23 protein-coding genes are annotated in these 25,176 nt (G+C 37.0%); 21 read left to right on the top strand and 2 right to left on the bottom strand.

From position 1 onward, the window contains the following. The first annotated feature begins 12 nt into the window (after window positions 1–12). Window positions 13–948, top strand: a complete 936-nt coding sequence (locus tag IV87_RS05520; RefSeq protein WP_057806235.1) for an osmoprotectant ABC transporter substrate-binding protein — start codon at window positions 13–15, stop codon at window positions 946–948. Between the two features lie 2 nt (window positions 949–950). Next, a complete protein-coding gene (locus IV87_RS05515) occupies window positions 951–1,622 on the top strand; it encodes an ABC transporter permease (RefSeq protein WP_057806234.1) in 672 nt (223 codons plus the stop codon). Between the two features lie 18 nt (window positions 1,623–1,640). On the opposite strand, the gene IV87_RS05510 is transcribed toward IV87_RS05515, so the two are convergent. Continuing rightward, the gene (locus tag IV87_RS05510) at window positions 1,641–1,952 is read right to left on the bottom strand and encodes a hypothetical protein (protein WP_057806233.1); all 312 of its coding nucleotides are present in this window, start codon (window positions 1,950–1,952) and stop codon (window positions 1,641–1,643) included. A gap of 183 nt (window positions 1,953–2,135) precedes the next feature. Between IV87_RS05510 and gmk the strand changes: the two genes are divergently transcribed. From gmk to IV87_RS05455, 11 genes are all read left to right on the top strand, one after another. Further along, window positions 2,136–2,750: a guanylate kinase gene (gene gmk / locus IV87_RS05505; RefSeq protein WP_057806232.1), complete on the top strand. Its 615-nt coding sequence runs from the start codon at window positions 2,136–2,138 to the stop codon at window positions 2,748–2,750. A gap of 1 nt (window position 2,751) precedes the next feature. After that, window positions 2,752–2,961 (top strand): DNA-directed RNA polymerase subunit omega, encoded by a 210-nt coding sequence (gene rpoZ / locus IV87_RS05500; protein WP_057783506.1) that lies wholly within the window; start codon window positions 2,752–2,754, stop codon window positions 2,959–2,961. 83 nt (window positions 2,962–3,044) lie between these two features. Continuing rightward, the gene (gene coaBC, locus IV87_RS05495) at window positions 3,045–4,259 is read left to right on the top strand and encodes a bifunctional phosphopantothenoylcysteine decarboxylase/phosphopantothenate--cysteine ligase CoaBC (protein WP_057806231.1); all 1,215 of its coding nucleotides are present in this window, start codon (window positions 3,045–3,047) and stop codon (window positions 4,257–4,259) included. Between the two features lie 12 nt (window positions 4,260–4,271). After that, window positions 4,272–6,686, top strand: coding sequence for a primosomal protein N' (gene priA, locus IV87_RS05490; protein ID WP_057806229.1), 2,415 nt, complete (start codon window positions 4,272–4,274; stop codon window positions 6,684–6,686). A gap of 15 nt (window positions 6,687–6,701) precedes the next feature. Beyond that, complete coding sequence (gene fmt / locus IV87_RS05485) at window positions 6,702–7,652, top strand: methionyl-tRNA formyltransferase (RefSeq protein WP_057806228.1); 951 nt, start codon at window positions 6,702–6,704, stop codon at window positions 7,650–7,652. Beyond that, window positions 7,649–8,986 (top strand): 16S rRNA (cytosine(967)-C(5))-methyltransferase RsmB, encoded by a 1,338-nt coding sequence (rsmB, locus tag IV87_RS05480; RefSeq protein ID WP_057806225.1) that lies wholly within the window; start codon window positions 7,649–7,651, stop codon window positions 8,984–8,986. Before fmt ends, rsmB begins: the two co-directional genes overlap by 4 nt. A 6-nt stretch (window positions 8,987–8,992) precedes the next feature. Continuing rightward, the gene (locus IV87_RS05475) at window positions 8,993–9,736 is read left to right on the top strand and encodes a Stp1/IreP family PP2C-type Ser/Thr phosphatase (RefSeq protein ID WP_057806223.1); all 744 of its coding nucleotides are present in this window, start codon (window positions 8,993–8,995) and stop codon (window positions 9,734–9,736) included. After that, window positions 9,737–11,218 carry a Stk1 family PASTA domain-containing Ser/Thr kinase gene (gene pknB / locus IV87_RS05470; protein ID WP_057806221.1) on the top strand — a complete coding sequence of 494 codons (1,482 nt, stop codon included), beginning with the start codon at window positions 9,737–9,739 and terminating at the stop codon, window positions 11,216–11,218. A 15-nt stretch (window positions 11,219–11,233) separates the two neighbouring features. Continuing rightward, entirely contained in the window at window positions 11,234–12,151 is a 918-nt protein-coding gene (gene rsgA, locus IV87_RS05465) for a ribosome small subunit-dependent GTPase A (protein ID WP_057806220.1), read from the top strand. A gap of 3 nt (window positions 12,152–12,154) precedes the next feature. Next, window positions 12,155–12,811 (top strand): ribulose-phosphate 3-epimerase, encoded by a 657-nt coding sequence (gene rpe / locus IV87_RS05460; protein WP_057806218.1) that lies wholly within the window; start codon window positions 12,155–12,157, stop codon window positions 12,809–12,811. Further along, window positions 12,811–13,458 (top strand): thiamine diphosphokinase, encoded by a 648-nt coding sequence (locus IV87_RS05455; RefSeq protein ID WP_057806216.1) that lies wholly within the window; start codon window positions 12,811–12,813, stop codon window positions 13,456–13,458. Before rpe ends, IV87_RS05455 begins: the two co-directional genes overlap by 1 nt. Before the next feature lie 51 nt (window positions 13,459–13,509). Here IV87_RS05455 and rpmB read toward each other — a convergent pair whose 3' ends face one another. After that, on the bottom strand, window positions 13,510–13,695 hold the full coding sequence (rpmB, locus tag IV87_RS05450) for a 50S ribosomal protein L28 (protein WP_046870836.1): 186 nt from the start codon (window positions 13,693–13,695) through the stop codon (window positions 13,510–13,512). Window positions 13,696–14,086: 391 nt separating this feature from the next. Between rpmB and IV87_RS05445 the strand changes: the two genes are divergently transcribed. The 8 genes from IV87_RS05445 to ftsY all read left to right on the top strand — a co-directional run bounded on the left by IV87_RS05445 (window position 14,087) and on the right by ftsY (window position 25,165). Then, window positions 14,087–14,449: an Asp23/Gls24 family envelope stress response protein gene (locus tag IV87_RS05445; protein ID WP_057806214.1), complete on the top strand. Its 363-nt coding sequence runs from the start codon at window positions 14,087–14,089 to the stop codon at window positions 14,447–14,449. 39 nt (window positions 14,450–14,488) lie between these two features. Continuing rightward, window positions 14,489–16,165 (top strand): DAK2 domain-containing protein, encoded by a 1,677-nt coding sequence (locus tag IV87_RS05440; protein ID WP_201783989.1) that lies wholly within the window; start codon window positions 14,489–14,491, stop codon window positions 16,163–16,165. Between the two features lie 57 nt (window positions 16,166–16,222). After that, complete coding sequence (recG, locus tag IV87_RS05435; protein WP_057806210.1) at window positions 16,223–18,274, top strand: ATP-dependent DNA helicase RecG; 2,052 nt, start codon at window positions 16,223–16,225, stop codon at window positions 18,272–18,274. A gap of 21 nt (window positions 18,275–18,295) precedes the next feature. Next, window positions 18,296–19,306: a phosphate acyltransferase PlsX gene (plsX, locus tag IV87_RS05430; RefSeq protein ID WP_057806207.1), complete on the top strand. Its 1,011-nt coding sequence runs from the start codon at window positions 18,296–18,298 to the stop codon at window positions 19,304–19,306. Window positions 19,307–19,387: 81 nt separating this feature from the next. Further along, window positions 19,388–19,633 (top strand): acyl carrier protein, encoded by a 246-nt coding sequence (acpP, locus tag IV87_RS05425; RefSeq protein WP_057806205.1) that lies wholly within the window; start codon window positions 19,388–19,390, stop codon window positions 19,631–19,633. A gap of 135 nt (window positions 19,634–19,768) precedes the next feature. After that, window positions 19,769–20,470: a ribonuclease III gene (gene rnc / locus IV87_RS05420; RefSeq protein ID WP_057806203.1), complete on the top strand. Its 702-nt coding sequence runs from the start codon at window positions 19,769–19,771 to the stop codon at window positions 20,468–20,470. A 19-nt stretch (window positions 20,471–20,489) separates the two neighbouring features. Further along, window positions 20,490–24,056, top strand: a complete 3,567-nt coding sequence (gene smc / locus IV87_RS05415) for a chromosome segregation protein SMC (RefSeq protein WP_057806201.1) — start codon at window positions 20,490–20,492, stop codon at window positions 24,054–24,056. Further along, a complete protein-coding gene (gene ftsY / locus IV87_RS05410) occupies window positions 24,056–25,165 on the top strand; it encodes a signal recognition particle-docking protein FtsY (protein WP_074693831.1) in 1,110 nt (369 codons plus the stop codon). The genes smc and ftsY overlap by 1 nt, the downstream gene beginning before the upstream one ends. Window positions 25,166–25,176 lie beyond the last annotated feature (11 nt).

Genomic DNA, 25,176 nt, shown 5'->3' with positions numbered 1-25,176 from the left:
AGGAGGATCGCAATGAAAAAAGTGACTCGATTTATAAAGGCCGGAATTTTATTAACTGTTTTGACATTAATTTTGAGTGGCTGTGGATTTCCGGGACTCAATTCATCTTCTAAGGATACAATTAGAATTGCAGCACAGAATACTACAGAACAACAAATAATGGCTTATATGATTTCAGATTTAATTCAGCATGATACTAATTTAAAGACAACTTTGATTAATAATTTAGGATCTGGTTCTGTAAGTTTTCAAGCAGTTAAAAACGGCAATGCTGATATTTCAGCTATTCGGTATAATGGGACAGATTTGACAACAATTTTTAATCAAGATGCTGTCAAGGATCCAAAGGTTGCTACTGAAAAGGTTCGCAAAATTTATAAAAACAAATATCATATGACCTATTTTCCATCTTATGGTTTTGCAGATACTTATGCTTTTATGGTAACCGGAAAGCTAGCTAGAAAAGAACATTTGAAAACAGTTAGTGATTTGAAACCCTTAGCATCCAAAATGACAGTTGGCGCTGATCAAATTTGGGTTAACCGAAAAGGCGATGGTTATGATGGTTTCGTTCAAACTTATGGTTTTCAATTTCAAAAAGTATATCCGATGCAAATTGGGTTGGTCTACAGTGCAGTTCAGTCTGGTAAAATGAATGCTGTTTTGGGATATTCAACCGATGGCCGAATAAGAAGTTATGATTTAAAAGTTTTAAAAGATAACAAGCAATTTTTCCCGCCATACAATGCTAGTCCACTAGCTACTGATAAAGTTTTAAAAGCTCATCCTGAATTAAAAAAAATTTTGCTTAAACTCAAGGGAAAAATTTCGTTAAGTACTATGCAAAAATTGAATGCAGAAGTTGATAATCAATTAATTGAGCCCCAAGTGGTGGCACAGCAATTTCTGAAACAGCATCATTATTTTGACGGAAAGGACGGTAACTAAAGATGGCAAATTTAAATATTTTTCAACAGTTAATTTACTATTTTTCTCATAACGGTATGTATGTATTATCACAATTTAACCGTCATTTCTTGATTTCAATTTATGGTGTGTTGTTTGCAGCAATTGTTGGGATTCCTTTGGGAATTTTGATTGCACGCCATTCAAGGCTTAGTTCCACCGTCATTGGAATTGCAAATGTTATTCAAACCGTTCCCTCTTTAGCCATGCTTTCAATCATTATGTTAGGTTTAGGATTAGGTGTAAACACGGTCATTGCAACTGTTTTTTTATATGCTTTGTTGCCAATCATTAAAAATACGTACAGTGGGATGCAAAGTGTTGATCCAAGTATCTTAGATTCGGGCAGGGGAATGGGAATGACACGATTTCAATTGCTCTATATGGTTGAATTGCCGCTTTCGATGTCAGTAATTATGGCTGGAATTCGTAACGCGTTAGTCTTGGCAATTGGAATTACGGCCATTGGTACTTTTGTCGGTGCCGGTGGTTTAGGTGACATCATTATTAGAGGAACAAATGCCACAAATGGTGGTGCCATTATCTTGGCCGGGGCGTTACCAACGGCACTGATGGCTATTATTTCTGATCTGGTATTAGGGTGGCTACAAAACCGCTTAGATCCAGCCTTTAAACGGGCAAAACAACCTAAATAAACTAAGTTAAAAGCTGGTTTATAGCTTTTTGATGAAGCGGATGTCAGCGCTTCCTAACAAGTAGGTAACGTTTTTGTGAGAATTCGTCAAAATGAATCGCTTATCAGTAATTTTAGCGAGTGTGCCAGTTGTTTCATAAATTGTTTCGTTGGCATTAATTTGGATGGCAACTGTGTAGTTCTTATTAATAGCTTGGTTTAAAAAACTATTTACTTGAAACAGTGGCATTTGTGGCTCAATACCATTTAAACTGGGTTCTGAAAAGAGCTTTTGATAAGAGTTTTGTACAAATCTGGTCATACGATTATGATTTTGTTGTAAATTTTCCATATTTTCTACCTCGAACGTTTGTTTGTGTTTTTATTATACGAACAAACGTTCACAAATGCAATAGAAATTATAAAAAATATTCAAATCACCTAAAAGAGTATCTATAAAGCGTGATTGATAGTTGAAAAGAACGATTAAAAAAGCGATAATAGGAGTTACATTATATTTAGGAGATTTTAAATTATGGCAAAAAGAGGGATGCTTATCGTTTTATCAGGTCCGTCCGGAGTTGGTAAAGGAACGGTACGTAAAGCAATCTTTGACCAAGGTGGAAATGATTTTCAGTATTCAATTTCGATGACAACTCGTAAACCTCGTGAGGGTGAGGTTGACGGTGTTGATTATTATTTCGTTTCTAAAGAAGAGTTCGAACATAATATCGAAACTGGTCAAATGTTGGAGTATGCAAAATATGTTGACAATTATTATGGAACTCCTTTAAAGTATGTTAACGAAACTTTAGATCGAGGTAAGGATGTTTTTCTGGAAATTGAAGTGAATGGTGCCTTACAAGTTAGAAAGAAATCTCCCGATGGTGTTTTTGTCTTTTTGACTCCTCCAGATTTGATGGAGTTAAAGCAACGAATTATTAATCGTGGTACAGAAGACATGGCAACGATTAACAAGCGAATGGCTAAGGCAGTTGAAGAAATTCGAATGATGCAGGATTATGATTTTGCTGTTGTTAATGATAAAGTTGAAAATGCTGTTGAAAGTATTAAAACAATTATTAAAAGCGAACGATTTCGGGTTGCTCGTGTGTTTCCAGAATATGAAGAAATGTTAGGAGATAAATAAAATGATTTTATATCCATCAGTTGATGATTTACTAGAACGTGTGGACTCACGTTATTCTTTAATTATGTTAGCTAGTAAACGTGCCCATGAATTAGATGCTGGCGCACAACCACTTTTAGATAAGTATGAATCCTCTAAAAGTGTTGGTCAGGCATTGGAAGAAATTGTTGCCGGTGATGTCGTAATTGATCCTGACAAAACCGAATTTTAAAGTTGTTAAACAAAGGCCTGGGAGAAACTTCTTTCAGACCTTTTTTAAATTTTAAATCCAGTTTCAATATGAGGAGAAATTATATGTGGAAAGATAAGCATATTACATTTTTTATAACCGGCGGAATCGCAGCTTATAAAGTTGTGGAATTAATTCGGTTATTTCAAAAACAAGGAGCCTTGGTACGCGTTGCAATGACCAAAACGGCCACCAAATTTGTTGGTGAAGCGACCTTTCAAACAATTAGTCGTCATGCTGTACAAACTGATTTGTTTGAGCAAGTGACGACTGCTCCAGTTGCACATGTGGAGTTAGCTGATTGGACTGATTTTGCCATTGTTGCACCTGCTACAGCTAGCATTATCAGCAAAATGGCTTCTGGCTTAGCAGATGATTTTGTGAGCACAACTTTATTGGCAGTTACTGCTCCGATTTTTGTAATCCCGGCAATGAACGTGCATATGTGGCATAATCCAGCTAATCAGCGTAATGTTCAAACCTTGAAACAAGATGGTGTCCATGTAATGGAACCTGCCTCAGGTCTGCTCGCTGAAGGCTATTCGGGAAAAGGTCGTTTTCCAGAATCTGCAGCAATTATGTCCTATATGTTAGCGCAAATAACGGTAAAACAAAATTTGGGTTTAAATAGTTTAAAGAATAAAAATATTTTAATAACGGCCGGAGGGACTAGAGAGTATCTCGATCCAGTTCGCTATATTTCTAATCGATCCTCTGGTAAAATGGGGTATGCCTTTGCGGAAATCGCTCAGGCTTTCGGGGCGCATGTGACGCTTATTTCCGCAACAAAACAGTTGGTGGCACCAGCTAATGTTAACGTTATTTATGTAGAAACTGTGTCGCAAATGAAAACAGCGATCCAAGCGGAATTTAATAAAGCAGATATTTTAATTATGGCTGCTGCGATTTCTGACTACCAGGCCACACACGTTGCCCATCATAAAATAAAAAAAGACGCTCAATCGAATAAATTGATTTTGGAACTTAAAAAAACACCAGATATCTTAAAAAGTTTAAAACGGGCTCGCCCTGATCAGTTTCTAGTTGGATTCGCAGCAGAGACAGAAGATCTTCTTAATAATGCTGAAAAAAAACTAAAACTTAAAAATGTAAACATGATTGTGGCAAATGATGTATCACGAACTGATATTGGCTTTGATGTGAATGACAATGCCGTAACAATTTTACAGCCTGATGAAAAGAATATACAAATTTCCAAAACAAGCAAAAAAAATATTGCTAGAAAAGTGTTAGAAGTAATTGCAAAACGGTTTGCATAAGTAGGTGAAGTTATGATTCAAGTTGCTAAAGTAATTGTTGATGTACCAACAATGCAGACAAATAGTCCTTATTCATATTTAATTCCAAAACAACTTGAAAATGAAATTCAAATTGGTATGCGAGTGGTTGTTCCGTTCGGTAATGGTAATCGAAAAGTCCAAGGCTTTGTTGTAAAAATTGAAATGGAAACAATTAATACCGAGAAATTGAAGAAAATTGAAAGTTTAATGGATTTGGAACCAGTTTTGAATACTGAATTGATTCAGTTATCTAGTTGGCTTGCAGATACCACGTTTTCTTTTCGCGTGACTTGTTTATTAACAATGCTGCCAAATGTCATGCGGGCAAAATATAGCAAGCAGTTAAAAATTGTTAATGATCAGATTTCAAAACAACAATTGGCTGCAATATTACCTTCAACAAGTTGGGACAATTTTGAGACTGACGAGCTTTCAACATTACAACAAAGTGAGCTGTCCAATTTGCGTAAACAAGGAAAAATTGAAATCGTTTATCGAGTTAAAAATCAGGCTCAAACAAAAAAGATTTTTCAAATTGAATCGCGTTTATCAGTAGATCAAGAAACTAAAATTCTTGCGTCACTACGCAAAAATGCCATTAAACTACGTCAGTTAGTTCATTATTTGGCAAATCATGCAACTAAAATTACGCAAACTAGTTTGGAGAATAAACTAAACATCACTTCTGCAACTATTAAAATTGGAGAAGCAAAAGGTTGGTTAATACGTCAAAAAGTTGAACAATATCGAGATCCGTACAAAGATGTAAAAAAACAAACGTTACCCCTTACCTTAAATCAAGATCAGCAACATGCCTTAGATGAAATTTCTCAAAATATTGATAAATCACAACCGCAGACATTCTTATTAGAGGGTGTCACCGGTAGTGGAAAAACAGAAGTTTATTTGCAAACAATTGCTTATGCATTAACTAAAGGAAAAACGGCCATTATGTTGGTGCCTGAAATTGCACTCACTCCGTTGATGGTTAGCAGAGTTAAGGGACGGTTTAGCAAAAAAGTTGCCGTCCTTCATAGTGGCCTTTCGGATGGTGAAAAGTTTGATGAATGGCGAAGAATTAAACGACATGAGGCACAAGTCGTTGTGGGAGCGAGATCGGCAATTTTTGCCCCTATTGAAAATGTTGGTGTTATTATCATTGATGAAGAGCATGAAACTAGTTATAAGCAAGATGATTCACCACGCTATCATGCCAGAAATGTCGCTCAGTGGCGAAGTGAATTTTATAAGTGTCCGTTAGTTTTAGGAAGTGCAACGCCATCACTAGAATCACGTGCAAGAAGTGAACGAAATGTTTATCAACTATTACGGTTGCCAAAACGGATAAATGGTCATCCCTTACCTAAAGTTAAGATTGTCGATATGCGTGAGGAGCTTCAGGCAGGTGCAGATCAAAACTTCTCACAACCTTTATTAGAAGCAATAGATAGTCGTTTAAAAATTAGTCAACAAAGTATTTTGATGCTGAACCGCCGAGGGTATTCTTCGTTTATTATGTGTCGTGACTGTGGTTTTGTTTTAAAGTGTCCTAACTGTGATATTTCATTAACTTTACATATGGATAGTCACAGTATGAAGTGTCATTATTGTGGGCATGAAGAGCCAATTCCTAAGCAGTGTCCTAATTGTCATAGTAGAAAAATTCGTTATTATGGTACGGGTACGGAAAAAGTTGAACAAGAACTGCAGTTGAAATTTCCTAAAGCACGAATTTTAAGAATGGATGTTGATACAACTCGGCGAAAGGGTGCTCATGAAAAAATCCTGAGACAGTTTGGTGAACAACGGGCTGATATCTTATTAGGTACACAAATGATTGCCAAAGGATTGGATTTTCCTAATGTTACCCTAGTTGGGGTGCTTAATGCGGACACAGCTTTGGAATTGCCAGATTTTCGTTCAAGTGAACGAACATTTCAACTTTTGACCCAAGTTAGCGGCCGGGCAGGACGGGCTGATAAATTGGGAGAAGTGTTTATTCAAACGTTTAATCCAGATCATTATGCAGTTCAATTGGCTAAAACGCAGAACTATGAAAACTTTTTTCGTAAAGAAATGTATATTCGCCATCAGGGAAAATACCCACCATATTACTATACTTTACAAATTACAGCTGCTCATAAAGAAGAAAAAATGGCGGCAAAAAAAATGTATGCTGTTTTAAATGAACTTCAACCAAAACTGAGTTCTCAGGCGATTATTTTGGGCCCGACACCTAAACCGATTGCACGAGTTAAGAATAAATATTATTATCAAATAGTTATTAAATATAAAAATGAACCGAATCTACATGCCGCAGTTACCAAAATATTACAGGAATCACAAAGCGATTATCGTCAAGGCATTCAATTGTCCATTGATGCTGAACCGCAATCATTTATGTAGGAGGAAATTAGTTTAATGAAATCAATTATTTTTATGGGAACTCCACAATTTGCCGCTCCAATTTTAAAAAGTTTAATTCAAAATCCTGAATATAAGGTTGAGGCAGTAGTCACGCAACCTGATCGTCGTACAGGAAGAAAACATAAAATGACCATGTCACCCGTAAAAAAAGTGGCTGTTGATAATGATATTCCAGTTTTTCAACCCGAAAAACTCAGTGGCTCGCAAGAAATGGCTCAACTTATTGCTTTCAATGCAGATCTAATTGTGACAGCTGCCTTTGGTCAATTCTTACCTATGAAATTGATTAATTCAGTAAAAATTGCTGCTGTAAATGTTCATGGTTCTTTATTACCTAAATATCGTGGAGGAGCCCCAGTTCAATATGCCATTATGAATGGTGAATCCGAAACTGGTATAACGATTATTTACATGGTGAAAAAAATGGATGCTGGCAAAATGTTGGCACAAAGAAAAATTAATATTGAAAATACAGATGATGTTGGGTCAATGTTTGAAAAATTGAGTATCGTGGGACGTAATTTGCTCAATGATACTTTACCTAAGTTAATTGCCGGAGAATTAACAGGTGTGGAACAGGATGAAACTCAAGTTACCTTTGCACCAAATATTAAGCCAGAAGAAGAACAGATTGATTTTAGTAAATCAGCAAAGTTAGTTGATGCTAAAGTACGTGCACTTCGGCCTTTCCCTGTTGGTTACGTAATTTTGAATGGTGTACGCACCAAGTTATGGTCGGTTACGCCATTGGAGCAGAAGACTGATTTGCTACCTGGACAAGTTGTTGAAAAAACAAAGCATGAGTTACTCATTGCAACTGGGGATAAGGGCGTTGTTCGTTTAGATCGCGTTCAACCGGCTGGAAAACCTCAGATGGAGATCACGGATTATTTGAATGGTAGTCAGGAAGCATTTTACGAAGGCGAACAGGTTATTAAATTATGATAGATGAGCAACGAAATCCCAGATGGTTAGCTGTTGATATTTTAGTAAAAGTAAGTAAAGGTGCCTATTCCAATATTGAATTAAAAAATGTGATTGCTGAGAGCAAACTATCACAACTAGACATTAATTTGTTAACAGAAATAGTTTACGGTGTAATTCAGCGAAAATTAACGCTGGAGTATTATTTGTCGCCTTTTATTCAAAATAAGAAAGTTCAAGATTGGGTGTATCAGTTATTATTGTCGGCAGAATTTCAAATGATTTATTTGGATCGAGTTCCAACACGAGCAATCTTTAATGAAAGTATTGAAATTGCAAAGACAAAGGGTCATAACGGCATTCGTGCCTTTGTGACCGGCGTTTTACATACGATGGAAAGAAAAGGATTTCCCAAGTTAGATGCAATTGAAGATCCCAAAGAGTTTCGAAGTATTAAATATAGTGTTGCACCCTGGATTATTCAGCAATTGGATGCGCAACTAGGTGAAAATAAAGCAAATCAAATTCTAGCGTCTATTAATCAGCCTGCACGGCAAACTGCACGTATTAATACGCAAAAGATTACACAAGCAGAGGCAATTCAAGCGTTGAACGATCAAGGATACAAAGCATCAGTAAGTAAGGTTGCAGAGGATGGTATTATTGTTGCAAATGGAAGCGTCGCCAGGTCACAGCTTTTTAAAAATGGTTCTTTGACAGTTCAGGATGAAAGTGCGATGTTGGTTGCAGAAACGATGCAATTAAAACCGGGAATGACGGTTTTAGATGCCTGTGCGGCTCCTGGTGGAAAATCTACTCATATTGCACAAAGACTCGGAAAAAACGATCATATTTTGGCTTTGGATTTACATTCCAAAAAGGTGGCTTTAATTCGTAGCAACGCCAAGCGAATGGGATTCGCAAATCAAATTGATGCAAAAGTACTGGATGCGCGAAAGATCGGTCCCATAGTTAAAGACGATTATTTTGATCGTGTTTTAGTAGATGCGCCATGTTCAGGAATCGGATTAATGCGACGTAAACCAGAAATCCGTTATGAGAAAGCATTAAACGATAGCGAAAATCTTCACAAAATTCAGTTAGAAATTTTAGATGCAGTGGCTGCGAAAGTAAAAAATAACGGTATAATAACTTACAGTACTTGTACGATATTAAAACAAGAAAATGAAAATACGATTACTGAATTTTTGAAACTTCATCCCGAATTTAATTTAATTCAAACGCAAACTCAAAAACAGTTAAAATCGTTAAGAAAAACACCTTATCTTAATATTTATCCGGATGATTTTGAATCTGATGGTTTTTTCATTGCTTGTTTACAAAAGAGAGCGTGATCAATTGTGAAGTATGCTTTTCAGTCTGATATTGGTAATCATCGAGATGAAAATCAGGACTATGTAGGCGTTTTTAAAAATAAAAAAGACGTCTTATTTAGTATTGTTGCGGATGGGATTGGTGGTCGACAAGGTGGAGACGTAGCTTCCGAAATGGCAGTGTCACATCTCGGATTCTTATTTCAGAACACAGAGTTTATGGACGTCACTAATGCTGTTAGGTGGCTTCAAACAGAAGTTACGCAGGAAAACGATGAAATTCTTGAAACCTCACAAAAGTATTCAGATTTGAATGGTATGGGGACCACAATTGTGGTTACGATCATTCTGAAAAATCAGTTTATTGTTGCTCATTTGGGAGATAGTCGCTGTTATCTATTCAAAAGAAACGAATTAAAACAATTAACTTCGGATCATTCCTTAGTGAATGAATTAATAAAAAAGGGTGAACTTTCGCCTGAAGAAGCGCGAACGCATCCACAAAAAAACATTATTACTAAAACGTTAGGCATCTCGACAAATTCAGATATTGATGTTCATACTTATGTATGGCAAAAAAATGATCAAATACTTTTATGTACAGATGGTTTAACAAATATGGTTACAGACCAAACAATTGCAAATGTCTTAGAAAGTTCAATTAGTTTAGAAGAAAAGTGTCTAAAATTAATTGAGTTTGCTAATCAGGCAGGGGGACGTGATAATGTCACCGTTCTTCTTATTCAGGCGGAAGATGAGGTGAGTAAGTAAATGACACCGAATCAAACGCTTAATGGACGATATCGTATTATTAGTCCGCTTGGTGAAGGCGGTATGGCAGATGTTTATTTAGCGCATGACCTGATTTTGAAACGCAACGTGGCAGTGAAGTTACTGCGCTTTGATCTTCAAAATGATGATAAAACAATTCAACGATTTCAGCGTGAGGCATTATCGACTACTGAATTGGTCCATCCAAACATTGTAAGTGTATATGATGTTGGTGAAGATAATGGCATACATTATTTGGTAATGGAATATGTCGATGGAACTGATTTAAAGCAATATATCAAAGACCATTTTCCGATCCCCTATCAACAAGTCGTTGAAGTTATGGAACAGATTTTAAGTGGTGTTGCAGCAGCACATGCCCACGATATCATTCATCGAGATCTGAAGCCACAAAACGTTTTAATGGATAAAAGAGGCAACGCAAAAATTTCTGATTTTGGAGTTGCCTTAGCCCAAGAAGAGCAAACACTTACTCAAACAAATGTGGTAGTTGGTTCTGTACACTACTTATCTCCAGAACAAGCACGAGGGCATCTAGCTACTAAACGTTCTGACATTTATTCGCTGGGAATTATTCTTTATGAAATGTTAACTGGACGTGTACCGTTTGAGGGCGAAAATGCAGTTTCAATTGCAATCAAACATTACCAAAACCAAATTCCATTTGTTCGTGATTTTGATCCGCGTATTCCACAAGCTTTAGAAAATGTTGTGTTGAAAGCAACGGCTAAGAATCCGTTTGACCGATATAATTCTGTTTCGGAGATGGCTGATGATCTTAATACGGCTTTATCAGTTAGAAGAGCTGGAGAAAAACGATTTGTTGCTCCTTCTTTAACGGACGAAACAATTATTGCAGATGCTGCTGAATTTCAGCCACAGACTAAAGATGTGGCGGAATTAAAAGCAGTATCACAAAGTGGCACGCTTGAAACATCAGGAAAAACAAAAAAGAGAAGATCGCGCCATCCGTTACGAAAAAAAATTGCTATTTTTGCTGGGTTACTCCTGTTGTTTATTTTTGGGATAGGAATGGCATTTTATTTGAGCTTTCCAAAGGTGGTTACCATTCCCAATGTGACGGGAATGACACAGGCACAGGCAACTGCGGTTTTAAAAAAACATGATCTTAAGGTGGGGCAAATAACACGAACTGGAGATCAAAATGTTAATTACAAACGAGTGATTGAAACTCTGCCTCGTAAGAAAAAGCAAGTTCAGGCAGGAGTAGCAGTGAATGTTGTGATTAGCCAAGGCCCCAATAGTTATGTAGTGGATAATTACATTGGCAGTTCGTATAATAAAATCGCAAAAAAATTACGTGCTAAGGGTTTTAAAGTAACCAAAAAAATTGTTCAAACCACCCAATTTGATCATAATCGTATTATTTATCAAAGCGTGGTTCCTGATCAGGTTGTTGTTCCAAGAGCGACAACAATTAGTTTTTCTGTGACCAACTAGATTTGGAGGGTTTTAATGCAAAAAGGACAGATTGTGCAATCGTTGAGTGGGTTTTACGATGTCAAAAGTGATGGAGAGATTTTTCGAACTCGAGCACGTGGTAATTTTCGAAAACAAAGAGTCTCACCACTTGTTGGCGATTGGGTTGAATTTGAAAGTCATGCTAAAAATGAAGGTTACATTTTAAAAATTGAAGCACGTCGAAATGAACTAGTTCGACCACCGTTGGCCAATATTGATCAGGCCGTGGTTGTCACGGCTTGTGTTCAACCAGATTTTTCTGCTAATTTATTAGATCGTCAGTTGGTAACCTTAGAAGAAAAAAAGATTAGACCAATCATTTATTTTACGAAGGGTGATTTGACACCGCAAGCTAAACAAGCCGAGTTGGAGCAGCTGGCAGTGGGTTATCGAAAAATTGGTTATGAAGTTTATTTGAATTGGCAGGCGTTTACTAGTGAAGCATTAAAAAAATTGGAAACATCATTTGCTAATCGCTTGACCATTTTTATGGGCCAAACGGGTGCTGGCAAGTCGACCTTACTGAATCACATTGATAAGCGTTTGGCTCTTCAAACTGGTGAAGTTTCGCAGGCGTTAAACCGAGGTAAACATACAACTAGAAAAGTAGCTTTATTTCCGGTTGGTGATGGCCTAGTTGCGGATACACCTGGTTTTTCAAGTTATACGGTTTTTGAGATGCGTTTAGAAGAACTTAAAAATTTATTTCCGGAAATAGCTGAAGCAAGTATGAATTGTCGTTTTCGTGAATGCTTACACATTAATGAACCTAATTGTGCAGTTAAAGCCGCGGTGGACGCTGGAAAAATCATGGCGAGTCGCTATGAAAACTATGTTCAATTTTTTAATCTTATTAAGGCTCAAAAACCTGATTATCAGCGAAAAGGATATTCAAAAAAGAAGGGGAAATAGCTTATGATTAAAGTTGCACCATCAATTTTAAGTGCTAATTTTGTGGATCTAAAACCTGATATTGAACTTGCTCAAAAAGGAGGAGCCGATTTTTTACATATTGATGTAATGGATGGTCAATTTGTTCCCAATTTGAGTTTTGGACCAGGAATGGTAGAGGCTATTCGACCAATTACAAGTATGCCGTTGGACTGTCATTTAATGATTGAAAATCCAGAAAGATTTGTGACACAATTCTGTCAGGCTGGGGCTGATATTGTTGGTGTTCATGTTGAAAGTACCCCTCATATTTATCGGGCACTGGAAATGATCAAACAACATAGCGTGAAAGCAGAAGTCGTTTTGAATCCTGGGACACCGATTAGTTTGGTAGAAGATGTTTTGCCAATAGTAGATCAGGTGCTCATTATGACCGTGAATCCAGGTTTTGGTGGTCAAAAATTCATTTCACAAATGATTCCAAAAATTCAACGACTTAATCAGTTACGCCAAACAGGTGAAAATAATTTTGCTATTGAAGTCGATGGTGGCATTAATGATAACAATGTGGCTTCGGTCTATAAAGCTGGGGCGGATATCGCGGTTGCGGGATCTTATGTGTTTAATAGTGACGATCCAATTGCGCAAATTAAGAAACTTAAGACAAGGACTTCAGATTAATGCAGGTAAATATTTTAGCAGGTGGTCCACAACAGGTTTATCCAGAGGATATTTTTAAGCAAACTAAGAATTGGATTGGCGTTGATCGGGGCAGCCTTTTTTTATTACATCATCACATTATTCCATGCATGGCCATTGGCGATTTTGATTCAATGAGTCAGTCAGAATTAGTAGAAATAAAGGGAAAAGTTTCACAAATTATTCAAGTAAATCCGATTAAGGACGATACTGATACCGAGCTGGCTTTGTCTAAAGCATTTACACGGTTTGATGCTGATGAAGTGACAATTTATGGCGCAACAGGTGGCCGATTGGATCATTTCTTGAGTAATTTTTTAATGTTGTTAAAACCACAGTTTAAGCAGTACGCGCAAAAGATTAGAATAGTTGATCGACAAAATAGTCTGCTCTTTTTTAATCCAGGAAAACATATTTTGCGTAGACAACCAAACTACAAATATCTTTCGTTTATTGCGTTAGGAAATGTTGAAGATTTAACGTTACCAGACGAAAAATACAAGTTAAATGAACAATCTGATATTTATCCAGTTGCTTATATCAGTAACGAATTTATTAGTGAACAGGCAACTTTGAGTTTTTCGACCGGAATGGTTGCGGCTATTTATAGTCGAGATTATGTTAAATAATAAAATATTTATAAATAAAAAAGATTGAAGCTTTGTTAGCTTCAATCTTTTTTATGCACGTTTAATTTTGCCTGATTTTAGTGCTCGAGCAGAAACCCAAACACGTTTTGGTTTTCCATCCACAAGAATGCGGACCTTATGCAAATTTGGTTTCCAGCTTCGGCGACTGTGGTTCAAAGCATGTGAACGTGTGTTACCAAAGTGGGTACGACGACCGGTGACAAAGTCTTTTGCCATTTTAAAATCCTCCTTTGTCGCTTCTATATTTATCATAGAATTCTTTTTAACTCACCTAAATAACTTATCATATATGCCCCGTGATTGCAATACTTTTCTTTCAAGTAATTTTACTTGACAGTCACTATTTTAGGTAAGAAGTCTATTTTAATAAGTCTTTCGATGAATCATTATAACAACTCATTCTTTGATGAGTTTAGCACAGTTTAGTTAGCGTGACGATAGTTAACTACCTGTAACCATTTGAAAAATTGCTTAAAATAGTGATACACTGCACCTTTAATCAGCAATAATTCAAAATTATGTAAAAGAGTGTTGCGTTTATTGGTTTGGTGAAGTATGGTAAAATATCGTTGATATAAGAAGAACGATTTAAGGGAGGCTATTTTTGATGGCTGTAAAAATTCAAACAAAAAATGGAACAGTAGACGTATCTAATGATGTCATTGCCACAGTTGTTGGTGGTGCAGCAACAGATAATTACGGTGTTGTTGGTATGGCAAGTAAAAATCAGATCCGCGACAATTTAAACGAAATTTTACGTAAAGAAAATTACGCTAAGGGAGTCGTTGTTCGTCAACAGGATAATGGTGTGGCCATTGATGTATATATTATTGTCAGTTATGGCACAAAGATTTCTGAAGTTTCGAAGAACGTACAATCAAAAGTGAAATATAATTTGGAATCAATGTTAGGTGTTTCGGCGAACTCTGTGAACGTTTTTGTCCAGGGTGTAAAGGTATTAGAAGCCTAGTTACGAAGGACTAAAACGAGGAGGAATTTACAATTGAAAGTGGCAACTACTGAAATCACGAACGAAGAATTTGATCAAATGATTCAGGCAAGTGCGCGTAAATTAAAACGTAATGCCGATTTTATTAATTCATTAAATGTTTTTCCAGTACCTGATGGTGATACTGGCACTAATATGAGTTTATCAATGGAAAGCGGCGCGAAGTATGAAATGGATGAACCAAGTGAGGAAGTTGGTAAATTAGCGGGTGCACTCGCTAAAGGATTACTGATGGGTGCTCGTGGTAACTCTGGTGTAATCTTATCTCAGATCTTTCGTGGCTTTTCTAAGAGTGTTGAAGGTAAAGTGACTTTGAATGCTGAGGATTTAGCTCAAGCATTCGCTGATGGCGCTCAAACGGCGTATAAGGCAGTTATGAAACCAACTGAGGGAACTATTCTGACGGTCATTCGAGAAGCTGCTAAGGCGGGAAATGACGCCGCTACAGAAAAAGACGATATTGTCTATGTCATGGATGCAGTGACTAAGGCTGGTAAAGAGGCTCTAAAGAAAACAACTGATCTTTTACCAGTTTTAAAAGAAGTTGGTGTTGTTGACTCTGGTGGTCAAGGGTTGACTTTTGTTTTTGATGCCTTTGATGATGTTTTAAATGGTCGTACTGAAGTTGAAGAAGATCAACCTGATGAAGAACAGATGGATGAAATGGTGGATGCAAAACATCATCAAAGTGTTCAAGGCAAGATTGACCCTGCAGATATTAAATATGGATACTGTACACAGATTATGGTTCGTATCGGTAAAGGATTACAGGTAAAACAAGATTTTGATTATGACACGTTCTACAATTACTTGGCTAAATTAGGAGATTCATTATTAGTTGTAAATGATGATGATGTGGTTAAAGTGCATGTCCATACTGAGCATCCAGGTAAAGTACTTGCTTGGGGACAACAATTTGGTGATCTAGCCACTGTTAAAGTTGACAATATGCGCCAGCAACAAGAAGAAATTATGGAAAAAGATGATCCTGTTCAAGCAGATCAACCGGTACCAGACACAAATGGAACAGCAATTATCGCTATTGCTTCTGGTGAAGGTGTGGATAAGTTATTCCGAAGCCTTGGTGTGACGCATATTATTAGTGGTGGACAAACGATGAATCCCAGCACAGCAGATATTGTTGCAGCGATTAATGATTCTCACGCTGAACGAGTGATTGTTTTACCAAATAATAAAAATATTTTTTTGGCGGCTGAACAGGCTATTGAGGTAGCTGATATTCCAGCAAAAATTGTGCATAGCCGCAATATTTCTCAGGGAATGACAGCTTTGATGGGCTTCAACCCAGACAGCAAATTAGATGAGAATGTGGCTGCAATGGAAGACAATTTAACGTCTGTTAAGAATGGTGAAGTAACTACAGCTATTCGAGATACAACAGTTCAAGGCAAAACTATCAAAAAAGGTAACTTCATGGGCATTATTGACGGCACCATTGCAACAACTAAACCAACAATTCTTGAGGCTGCCAGTGAGATGGTAAAGCTAATGTTAGATGAAGATAGTGAAATTGTGACGATTATTTATGGTAAAGATGCTAAAAAATCTGAAGCTGAGAAACTGGAAAGTACAATCCAAGCGTTAGATGATGAATTGGAAATTGAGGTTCATGAAGGCGACCAACCAGTTTACCCATTTATTGTTTCAGTTGAATAAGTAATCTAAAGAGGTTGGAAATTTATCCGCCTCTTTTTGTAGTTAAGGAGTCAGTGTATGACTGAAAACACTATTTTTGCACCTGTTTCTACACTTAGTGGTGTTGGTCTGCAACGAGCCAAGGCCCTAAATGAGTTAGGAATTTATACAATTGAAGATTTGTTGTGCTATTTTCCGTTTCGCTACGAAGATTTGCGACCACAAAACATGGTAGATTTAGTTGATCAACAAAAAGTTACTTTAGAGGGGACAGTTGCATCAGAGCCAATTATTGCTCGCTATGGTAGAAAAAAGAATCGTCTGAATTTTCGTTTATTAACCGAACAAGAATCTGTGATGGTGACCTTTTTTAATCAACCGTGGATAAAAAAACAATTGGAAATGGATAAAAAAATTGCGATATACGGCAAATGGGATGCGCGTCGACGTAGTTTGACCGGAATGAAGCTTTTACCATTTTCAAACGCTGATTCTACGGAAGTTGATGCAGTTTACCCAGCTAGCCAGCATATTCGCCAAAACACCATTAAAAAATTGGTTACGCAAACTTTTGAGCAATATCAAAATGAAATTAAAACAATTATTCCAGAAGCAATCGTTAAAAAGTATCGTTTAATTGATCGAAGAACGATGATTCACGACTTGCATTTTCCCGCTGATCTAAAGTCAGCTAAACTAGCACGGCGCACGGCAACTTTTGAGGAATTCTTTATTTTTCAAATGGAATTACAAGTTTTAAAACAACGGGATCAATCCGAAAATGGCACCGCAATTGAATATAATGTTGATCAATTAAAAACATTTATTGCTAGTTTACCTTATGAATTGACCGACGCTCAAAAACGAGTAGTTAATGAAATTTGTTATGATCTTAAACGACCAATTCGAATGAATCGGTTGCTACAAGGCGACGTCGGAAGTGGAAAAACGATTGTGGCGGCAATTGTCATGTATGCGGCCATTACAGCTGGTTATCAAACGGCTTTAATGGCTCCTACGGAAATTCTAGCTGAACAACATGCTAATAACTTAACCAAGATATTTGCAGGAATGGGTGTTAATATTGGGCTGTTAACCGGAGCTTCCGGATCAAAGTCCAAACAACGACATGCATTGTTGGCTGGTATCGAAAATGGCGACATTAATTTGGTAATTGGTACGCATGCGTTAATTCAAGACGATGTTGAATTTGCCAATCTGGGATTAGTTATTATTGATGAGCAGCACCGTTTTGGTGTCAAACAACGTGAAGCTTTGCGGAAAAAAGGCGCGAATGTGGATGTATTGGCCATGACGGCAACGCCAATTCCGCGAACTTTGGCCATTACAGCCTATGGCGAAATGGATGTTTCAACAATTGATCAAATGCCCAACGGCCGGAAACCAGTTTTAACTAGTTGGGTCAAAAGCAGTAATGTGCGGGGTATGCTTGATTTTGTAAAAAAACAATTTAAAAATGGCCATCAGGCTTTTGTTGTGACGCCCTTAATTGAAGAATCAGAATCACTTGATTTAAAAAATGCGATGGCACTCTATGAGCAACTTCAAACTGAATTTGAACCTGACTATAAGGTAGGATTACTTCATGGTAAAATGAAGTCTGACGAAAAAGATCAAATTATGCGTCAATTTAAGGACAATGAATTTCAACTTTTGGTTTCGACGACTGTAATTGAAGTTGGTGTAGATGTTCCTAATGTTACGGTTATGATTATTTATGATGCTGATCGCTTTGGATTAGCTCAACTTCATCAGTTACGGGGACGTGTTGGTCGTGGACAAGCACAGGCTTATTGCATCTTAGTTGCTGATCCTAAAAATGAAACCGGGATTAAACGCATGAAAATCATGACCCAGTCGAATGATGGATTTAAGATTTCACAGGCTGACCTGCAACTTCGTGGATCCGGTGATGTTTTTGGTAGTAAACAGTCTGGAATCCCCGAATTTCGGGTTGGTGATCCAATAGTGGATATTGGTGCTTTACAAACTGCTCAGTTAGAAGCAGGTAAAATTGTTCATGAAGAAAATTGGCAAAGTAAGCCGCAATTTGAGCAGTTAAACAGCTATTTAAAAATTATTATGCAAAAAAATGCCAATTTTGATTAATATTAGAAATGAGGAATAAAAATGAAGTTAGCAATTGACGCAATGGGTGGCGACTACGCACCTGAGAAAATTGTTCAGGGGGTTGAATTAGCTCGGGATGAATACTCAGATGTGCACTTTATCTTATTTGGCAAAGAAGATAAAATTAAAAAATATCTAAAAAATGCAACAAGAATTACAATTGTTCATACAGATTCAGAAATTGCAATGGGTGATGAACCTGTTCGTGCCGTTCGCCAAAAGAAAACTTCTTCACTGGTATTGGCTGCCCAGAGTGTCAAAGAGGGGAAAGCTGATGCGCTTTTTTCGGCCGGTAATACAGGGGCGTTGTTAGCAGCAAGTTTATTTATTATTGGCAGAATTAAAGGTGTTGATCGTCCCGGAATGACCACGACATTACCAGCATTAGAAGGTGCGCACGATTCATTTACCATGTTGGATGTAGGTGCAAATGCTGAAAGTAAAGTAAAAAACTTACAGCAGTTTGCGGTATTGGGAAATTTCTACAGTACAAATGTGATGGGAGTTACTAACCCAAGAATTGCCTTATTAAATAATGGTGCCGAAGAGGACAAAGGTGATCCGCTGCATAAAGAGACCTATCAAACTCTCAAGGATGATCCAAATCTAAACTTTGTAGGCAACATTGAATCTCGAGAACTCTTAAATGGAAAAGCGGACGTTGTGGTTACTGATGGCTTTACTGGAAATGCGGTTCTTAAAAATACCGAAGGAACGGCTTTGTCCATGCTGAAATTACTGAAACACACAATTTTAGATTCTGGTATTCAAGGTAAACTTGGTGGTTTATTACTGAAGCCAGCGTTTAAAATTGTTCAGAACAAAATGGATTATTCAAAGCATGGTGGTGCTGTTTTGCTGGGTGTAAAAGCACCAGTAGTTAAAGCCCATGGATCAAGTAATGAGATACAAGTATATCACGCCTTACGACAACTTCGTTCAATGGTTAATTCAAACTTAACCAAGAACTTAGCTGATTATTTTGCAACACGACCAACTGATAAAAATTAAAAAAACGATAATTTTGGTGGACAAGTTCAAAGAAAAACATTAAACTTATCTGATGTAATTAAATGATGTAAGGAGTATCACATGACTAAAGAAGAAGTATTTAATAAAATTTCCGATATTATTGTGGATCATTTTGATGTCGATAAGGCGAAAGTAACAAATGAGCTGAATTTTAAAACTGATTTGAATGCAGATTCAATTGATATCGTTGAATTTGTGCTTGAACTAGAAGATACTTTTGGTGCTGAGATTTCCGATGAGGATGCTGAAAAGCTTTCCACAGTTGGTGAAGCCGTTGATTTCATTACTGCTAATCAAAAAAAGTAAAATAAATGATCAATTTTTGAGACTGGAATAGTTTGTTCCGGTCTCAATTTGTATCTGAAAGCTGTTAGAGAGTGGGCAGTTTTAAGAAAAAAAGATATAATGTTAAGGTGAGTATTTAAGAAAGGATGAAAGTTTTTGAAAAAATCTGTTGATGAAGCGTTAAAAAAAGATTTTCAAATTGTGTTTCATAACGAGGATTTATTGAACGAAGCGTTAACCCAAGCATCTTATGTGAATGAACATCCCAATCAAGGCTTAAAATTTTATGAACGAATTGAATTTTTAGGGGATGCTGTTCTGCAATTGATTGTATCGGAATATATTTTTAAACGTTATCCAGAAATGCCACAAGGAAAGTTGACTCGCTTACGAGCAGCTATGGTTTGTGAGGCAAGTTTCAGTCAGTTTGCCCGTGAATGTCATTTGGATCAGTATATTCTTCTCGGTAAAGGTGAAGAAAAAGCTGGTGCACGAAATCGTGATTCACTTCTTTGTGATATTTTTGAATCTTTTGTTGGGGCAGTTTATTTAGATCAAGGTCGGCAAACTGTTGAGAAATTTGTCCAGCAGGTGATTTTTCCTAAGTTAGACACAGGAGCATTCGATCATGTGATTGACCACAAAACCAATTTGCAGGAAATTTTGCAACGTAACGGAGATGTGTTGATTCACTATGATCTATTGAATGAGGCTGGTCCTGATAATGATCTTGATTTCAAAGTTGCTGTTTTTGCAGATGATCGTCAATTGGGATCCGGTGTTGGAAAATCCAAAAAACTAGCTGAGCAAGATGCTGCCAAGAATGCTTTACAAAAATTGCGCGTGAAAAATGCATAAATTAGGAGTTTGATGTTTAATGAGACTTAAGTCTTTACAAATAAGCGGTTTTAAGTCCTTTGCCGATAAAACAACAATTAATTTTGAAGATGGTATTACTGGAATTGTCGGACCGAATGGTAGTGGTAAAAGTAATATTATCGAGGCTGTTCGTTGGGTAATGGGTGAACAATCTGCTAAAAGTTTACGTGGTGGTAAAATGCCAGACGTGATTTTTGCAGGTTCGCAAAGTAGGCAGCCACTTAATCGGGCGGCCGTGACAATTACATTTGATAACTCCGATCATTTTTTAAAAACGGAATTTAACGAAGTAAGCGTCACACGAAAATTATTTCGTAATGGTGATAGTCAGTATTTGATTAATCAAACTGATTGCCGATTGAAAGATGTTTTGGATTTATTTATTGACACAGGTTTAGGAAGAGATTCGTTTTCAGTAATTTCACAGGGGCGAGTCGAAGCTATTTTCAATAGTAAACCAGAAGATCGACGCGTCATTATTGAAGAAGTGGCTGGAGTTTTAAGTTACAAGCAGGATAAGCAAAAAGCCGAGCTTGAACTGAATAAAACAAATGATTATCTTGCTCGTGTCAATGATTTAATCGTGGAACTTCAATCTCAATTGGAACCACTGGAAGAACAAAGTAGTCTTGCTCAGGACTATTTGGACCAAAAAAAACAGTTTGATAAATTGGATAAAACACGATTGGTAACTTTGATTGAAAATCTTCAAGATGAAAATCAACAAGTTGCTGAAAAATTAACGAATGCAACTCAATTAGTGACCAGATATCGCACACAAACTGAAACTTTTTCGGGTGCGGTAGATCAATTAAAAGCAAAAAGACAGACTCTAGAAGCTCAAAAAGATCAGTTACAGTCTAATTTGTTAGAAGCAACCAAAAAGTTTGAAAATTTAGCGGGACAACAAAATGTCACTTCAGAAAAGAATAAATATCAGCAACAGCAATTGGCGAAGTTGGCGGAAACGATTAAAGAAAATTCCCAAAAACTAAGTGATTATCAAACTCAAAAATTAGCATTAAATCAAGAGATTGCGACAGATAAGAAGGCAGTTGAAAGAACTCAGGCGAAGTTAGCCGAATTATCTGAAGAAGAAATCCAAAAAAAACAAACTGAAATTCAAACAAATATTGACCATTTGCAAACAAGCTATATTGAAAAAATGCAGCAGTTGGCACAAATTCATAATGATCAAACTAATTTAAAAAAAAGCTATGAGCAGGACAGCCAACAACAGCTGCATGTCAATGCGGATCTTCAAAAACTAAAAAATCAATTAAACGAATTAACAACTGGCCAACAACAGCAGCAACAGCACGTAACAGGGCTAAAAAGGGTTGTTAAAACAGCTGAAGATCAACTTAAAGAAACTTTAAATTCTTATCAGAAATTGTCTGAACAACAAAAACAAAGCCAAGATAGCTGGCTAGATGCCTTACGGGTGTATCAACAAGCAAAAACACGCCTAGAAACATTAACTAGTACTGACGTTGAACTCCGTGGTTATTATCAAGGGGTCCAAAATGTTTTGAAAAATCGGACGAATTTTCAAGGCCTAGTGGGTGTTGTTTCAGAACTAATTGACGTTCCAGAAAAATACACTAAGGCCATTGAAATGGTATTAGGCGGTCAGTTACAACAATTAGTTACAGGTAATGATCAAGACGCGCGGCAAATTATACAGTATTTGACAAAAAAACGTGCTGGGCGAGTGACGCTGTTGCCGCTTTCAAGAATTCGTGGCAAACAAGTATCAGATCATGTTAAACAAGAAGTGCAGCACTTAACTGGTGTGGAAGGAATTGCAGCGGATTTAGTGCACACATCTGATGATTTAAAATTAGTAAAACAATTTTTGTTAGGTAATATTTTAATTGCAACTGATTTGAAACAAGCAACTGAAATTTCCAAACAACTTTCCACTCGTTTAAAAATCGTTACGCTTGATGGTGAAATTATCAATCCTTCTGGATCAATGACAGGAGGTGTGAATCGCCGCCAGTCCGATGGCTTATTGACGCAAAAACAAACGCGACAAAATTTAGCTGATCAAGTTAAAAAAATGAAAACGCAACTAGATGGTCGTGAAAGTTTAGTACAGGATTTAAAACAACGAATGCAAGCCGTTGAAGCTAAAGGTACAGAACTGCGCCAACAATTTAATGATGCTAGTGATCACTTTAAGGATGCCAAATCTAAATTAGAGATTACTAAAAATCAAATTACCGAATTGAATCGTAGAATTGCGGCGGTTGATTATGAGGCTCAACAAAATGGTGATCTTCAAAGTGATTTTACGTCGCGATCGACTGAGCTTGATGCACAAGAACAGCAGCTCAATGTTGAGTTAGAAAAAATTTCTACAGACACTGATAAAAATAAGCAAAAGCTTACCCAACTACACTTAACCCAGAATGAAAGTCAGCAGGCACTGGCACAATTTAGGGAACAATTAACTAACGCACGAGTGGCTTTAACACAGGCACAAACCAAATTTAATGCGTTGGAAGAAAATATTAAAAAAACACAATTACTTGTCAAGCAGGCAGAACAACAACAAACAGATTTACAAACTGATCAGGAGTCACAAGGTAATGAAAGTAAATCTAAACAAGCAGAATTAACGGGAATTCAAGGCTTAATTGATCAACTAAAAGAACAATTGAAGACACAGAAAAAAGACCTCGTTGAGTTAGAAAAAGCACTCGCAAATAAGGAACAAGAATTACAACGTGTTCAAGAATTGGGTTCCGTTGCAAGCGATGATTTACAAGAAATTAAAATCAAACAAACGCGTTTAAATGAACAGATTGACCATGCTTTAAACGATTTAAATGAAAAGTATCATTTAAGTTTGGAATTAGCCAAAAAACAGACGGTTGAATTAAGTTCAGAAGATTTACAACGTGAACTTAAATTAACTAAAAAAGGTTTGGCGGAAATCGGCGAAGTAAATGTAGGTGCGATTGATGAATTTCAACGAGTGAGTGAACGCTATCAATTTTTGACGAGTCAAAAAGATGATTTAACCACTTCACAAAAGCAACTTTTAGAAACTATCAATGAAATTGATACTGAGGCGGCCCTACGATTTAAAACAACTTTTGACAAGATATCTGCATCATTTTCCAAAGTGTTTGTTAAAATGTTTGGTGGTGGGAAAGCTAAATTGGAACTTACAGATCCGGAACATTTATTGACAACAGGGATGGAAATTAAGGCGCAACCACCTGGTAAAAAGTTTCAGCGTCTTAGCTTACTTTCTGGTGGTGAACGGGCGTTAACAGCCATTACACTACTGTTTTCTATTTTGGAAGTTAACCCAGTACCATTTTGTATTTTGGATGAAGTGGAAGCCGCATTTGATGACGCCAATGTCACCCGATTTGCAGATTATTTACGAAATTTTCGCCATCAAACCCAATTTGTTGTGATTACCCATCGAAAGGGTACAATGGTAGAATGTGATGTCTTGTATGGGGTGACTATGCAAGAGTCTGGCGTCTCAAAAATGGCTTCTGTGTCGCTTGAAGACGTTTCAAGAAAGGAGACCAACCCGTAATGAGTATTTTTGGTCGAAGAAAGAAAAAAAAGCTTGAAGAACAACAGACTATTGAACAACAAGCAAAAGAACAAAAATTAAATGAAGAAAAACAAACCAAAAAAGAACCTGAAGTTTCACCGGCTGAAACGCAAGTTAATCCGCAGAATGTGACATCAGAAGAAGCAGAAGAAATTGATCGTTACAATCGTGGATTGGAAAAATCACGCCGAACGTTTGGTCAAAAATTAACAGCATTATTTACCAATTTTAATGGTGTTGATGATGATTTTTATGATGACTTGGAAGAAACGCTAATTGGGGCTGATGTGGGTTTTGAAACGGCCGTTCAAATTAGTGATGAAGTACGTGAAGAGATTGAAGCAAAACACGAATCAGATCAACAGGTAATTTCAAATCTTATCGTGGCTAAACTAGTTTCTCTATATACCCGCAATGGAACTACTGAAGATAATCATTTGGTTTTTGCTACTGAGGGGCCAAGTGTATTTCTATTTGTTGGGGTAAATGGTGTCGGTAAAACCACCAGCATTGGAAAATTGGCCAATCGATTTAAAAAACGAGGCAAAAAAGTTTTATTAGCAGCTTGTGATACTTTTAGAGCTGGTGCGATTGAACAGTTACAAGAATGGGGCAAACGTGATGGTGTCCCGGTCGTTGCGGGTCCTGAAAAAAGTGATCCAGCCGCTATTGTGTTTGATGCGGTCAAAAAGGCTAAGGCTGAGAACTATGATTTAGTTTTGGTAGATACCGCTGGAAGACTACAAAATAAAGTTAATTTGATGAAGGAATTGGATAAAATGCGTCGTGTTATTACGCGTGAAATTCCGCATGCACCGCAAGAAATTTTGTTAGTTTTGGATGCAACTACTGGTCAAAACGCGATGAGTCAAGCAAAAATCTTCAAAGAAACAACCGATGTCACGGGAATTATTTTGACTAAATTAGATGGCACTGCTAAGGGTGGAATTGTCTTGGCTATTCGAAATCAGTTACATCTTTCTGTCAAGTATGTTGGGCTTGGTGAACAAGTGGATGATTTAAGTCCATTTTCACCTAAAGATTTTGTTGATGGGTTGTTCAGCGGCTTCCTGGAAACCTCTAAATAGGAAGTAGTGTG

The sequence above is a fragment of the Pediococcus ethanolidurans genome (genome assembly GCF_001437405.1).
Taxonomy (GTDB): domain Bacteria; phylum Bacillota; class Bacilli; order Lactobacillales; family Lactobacillaceae; genus Pediococcus; species Pediococcus ethanolidurans.
Note: the sequence above shows the minus strand (reverse complement) of the source record. Positions and strands in the feature narration are given on the sequence as shown.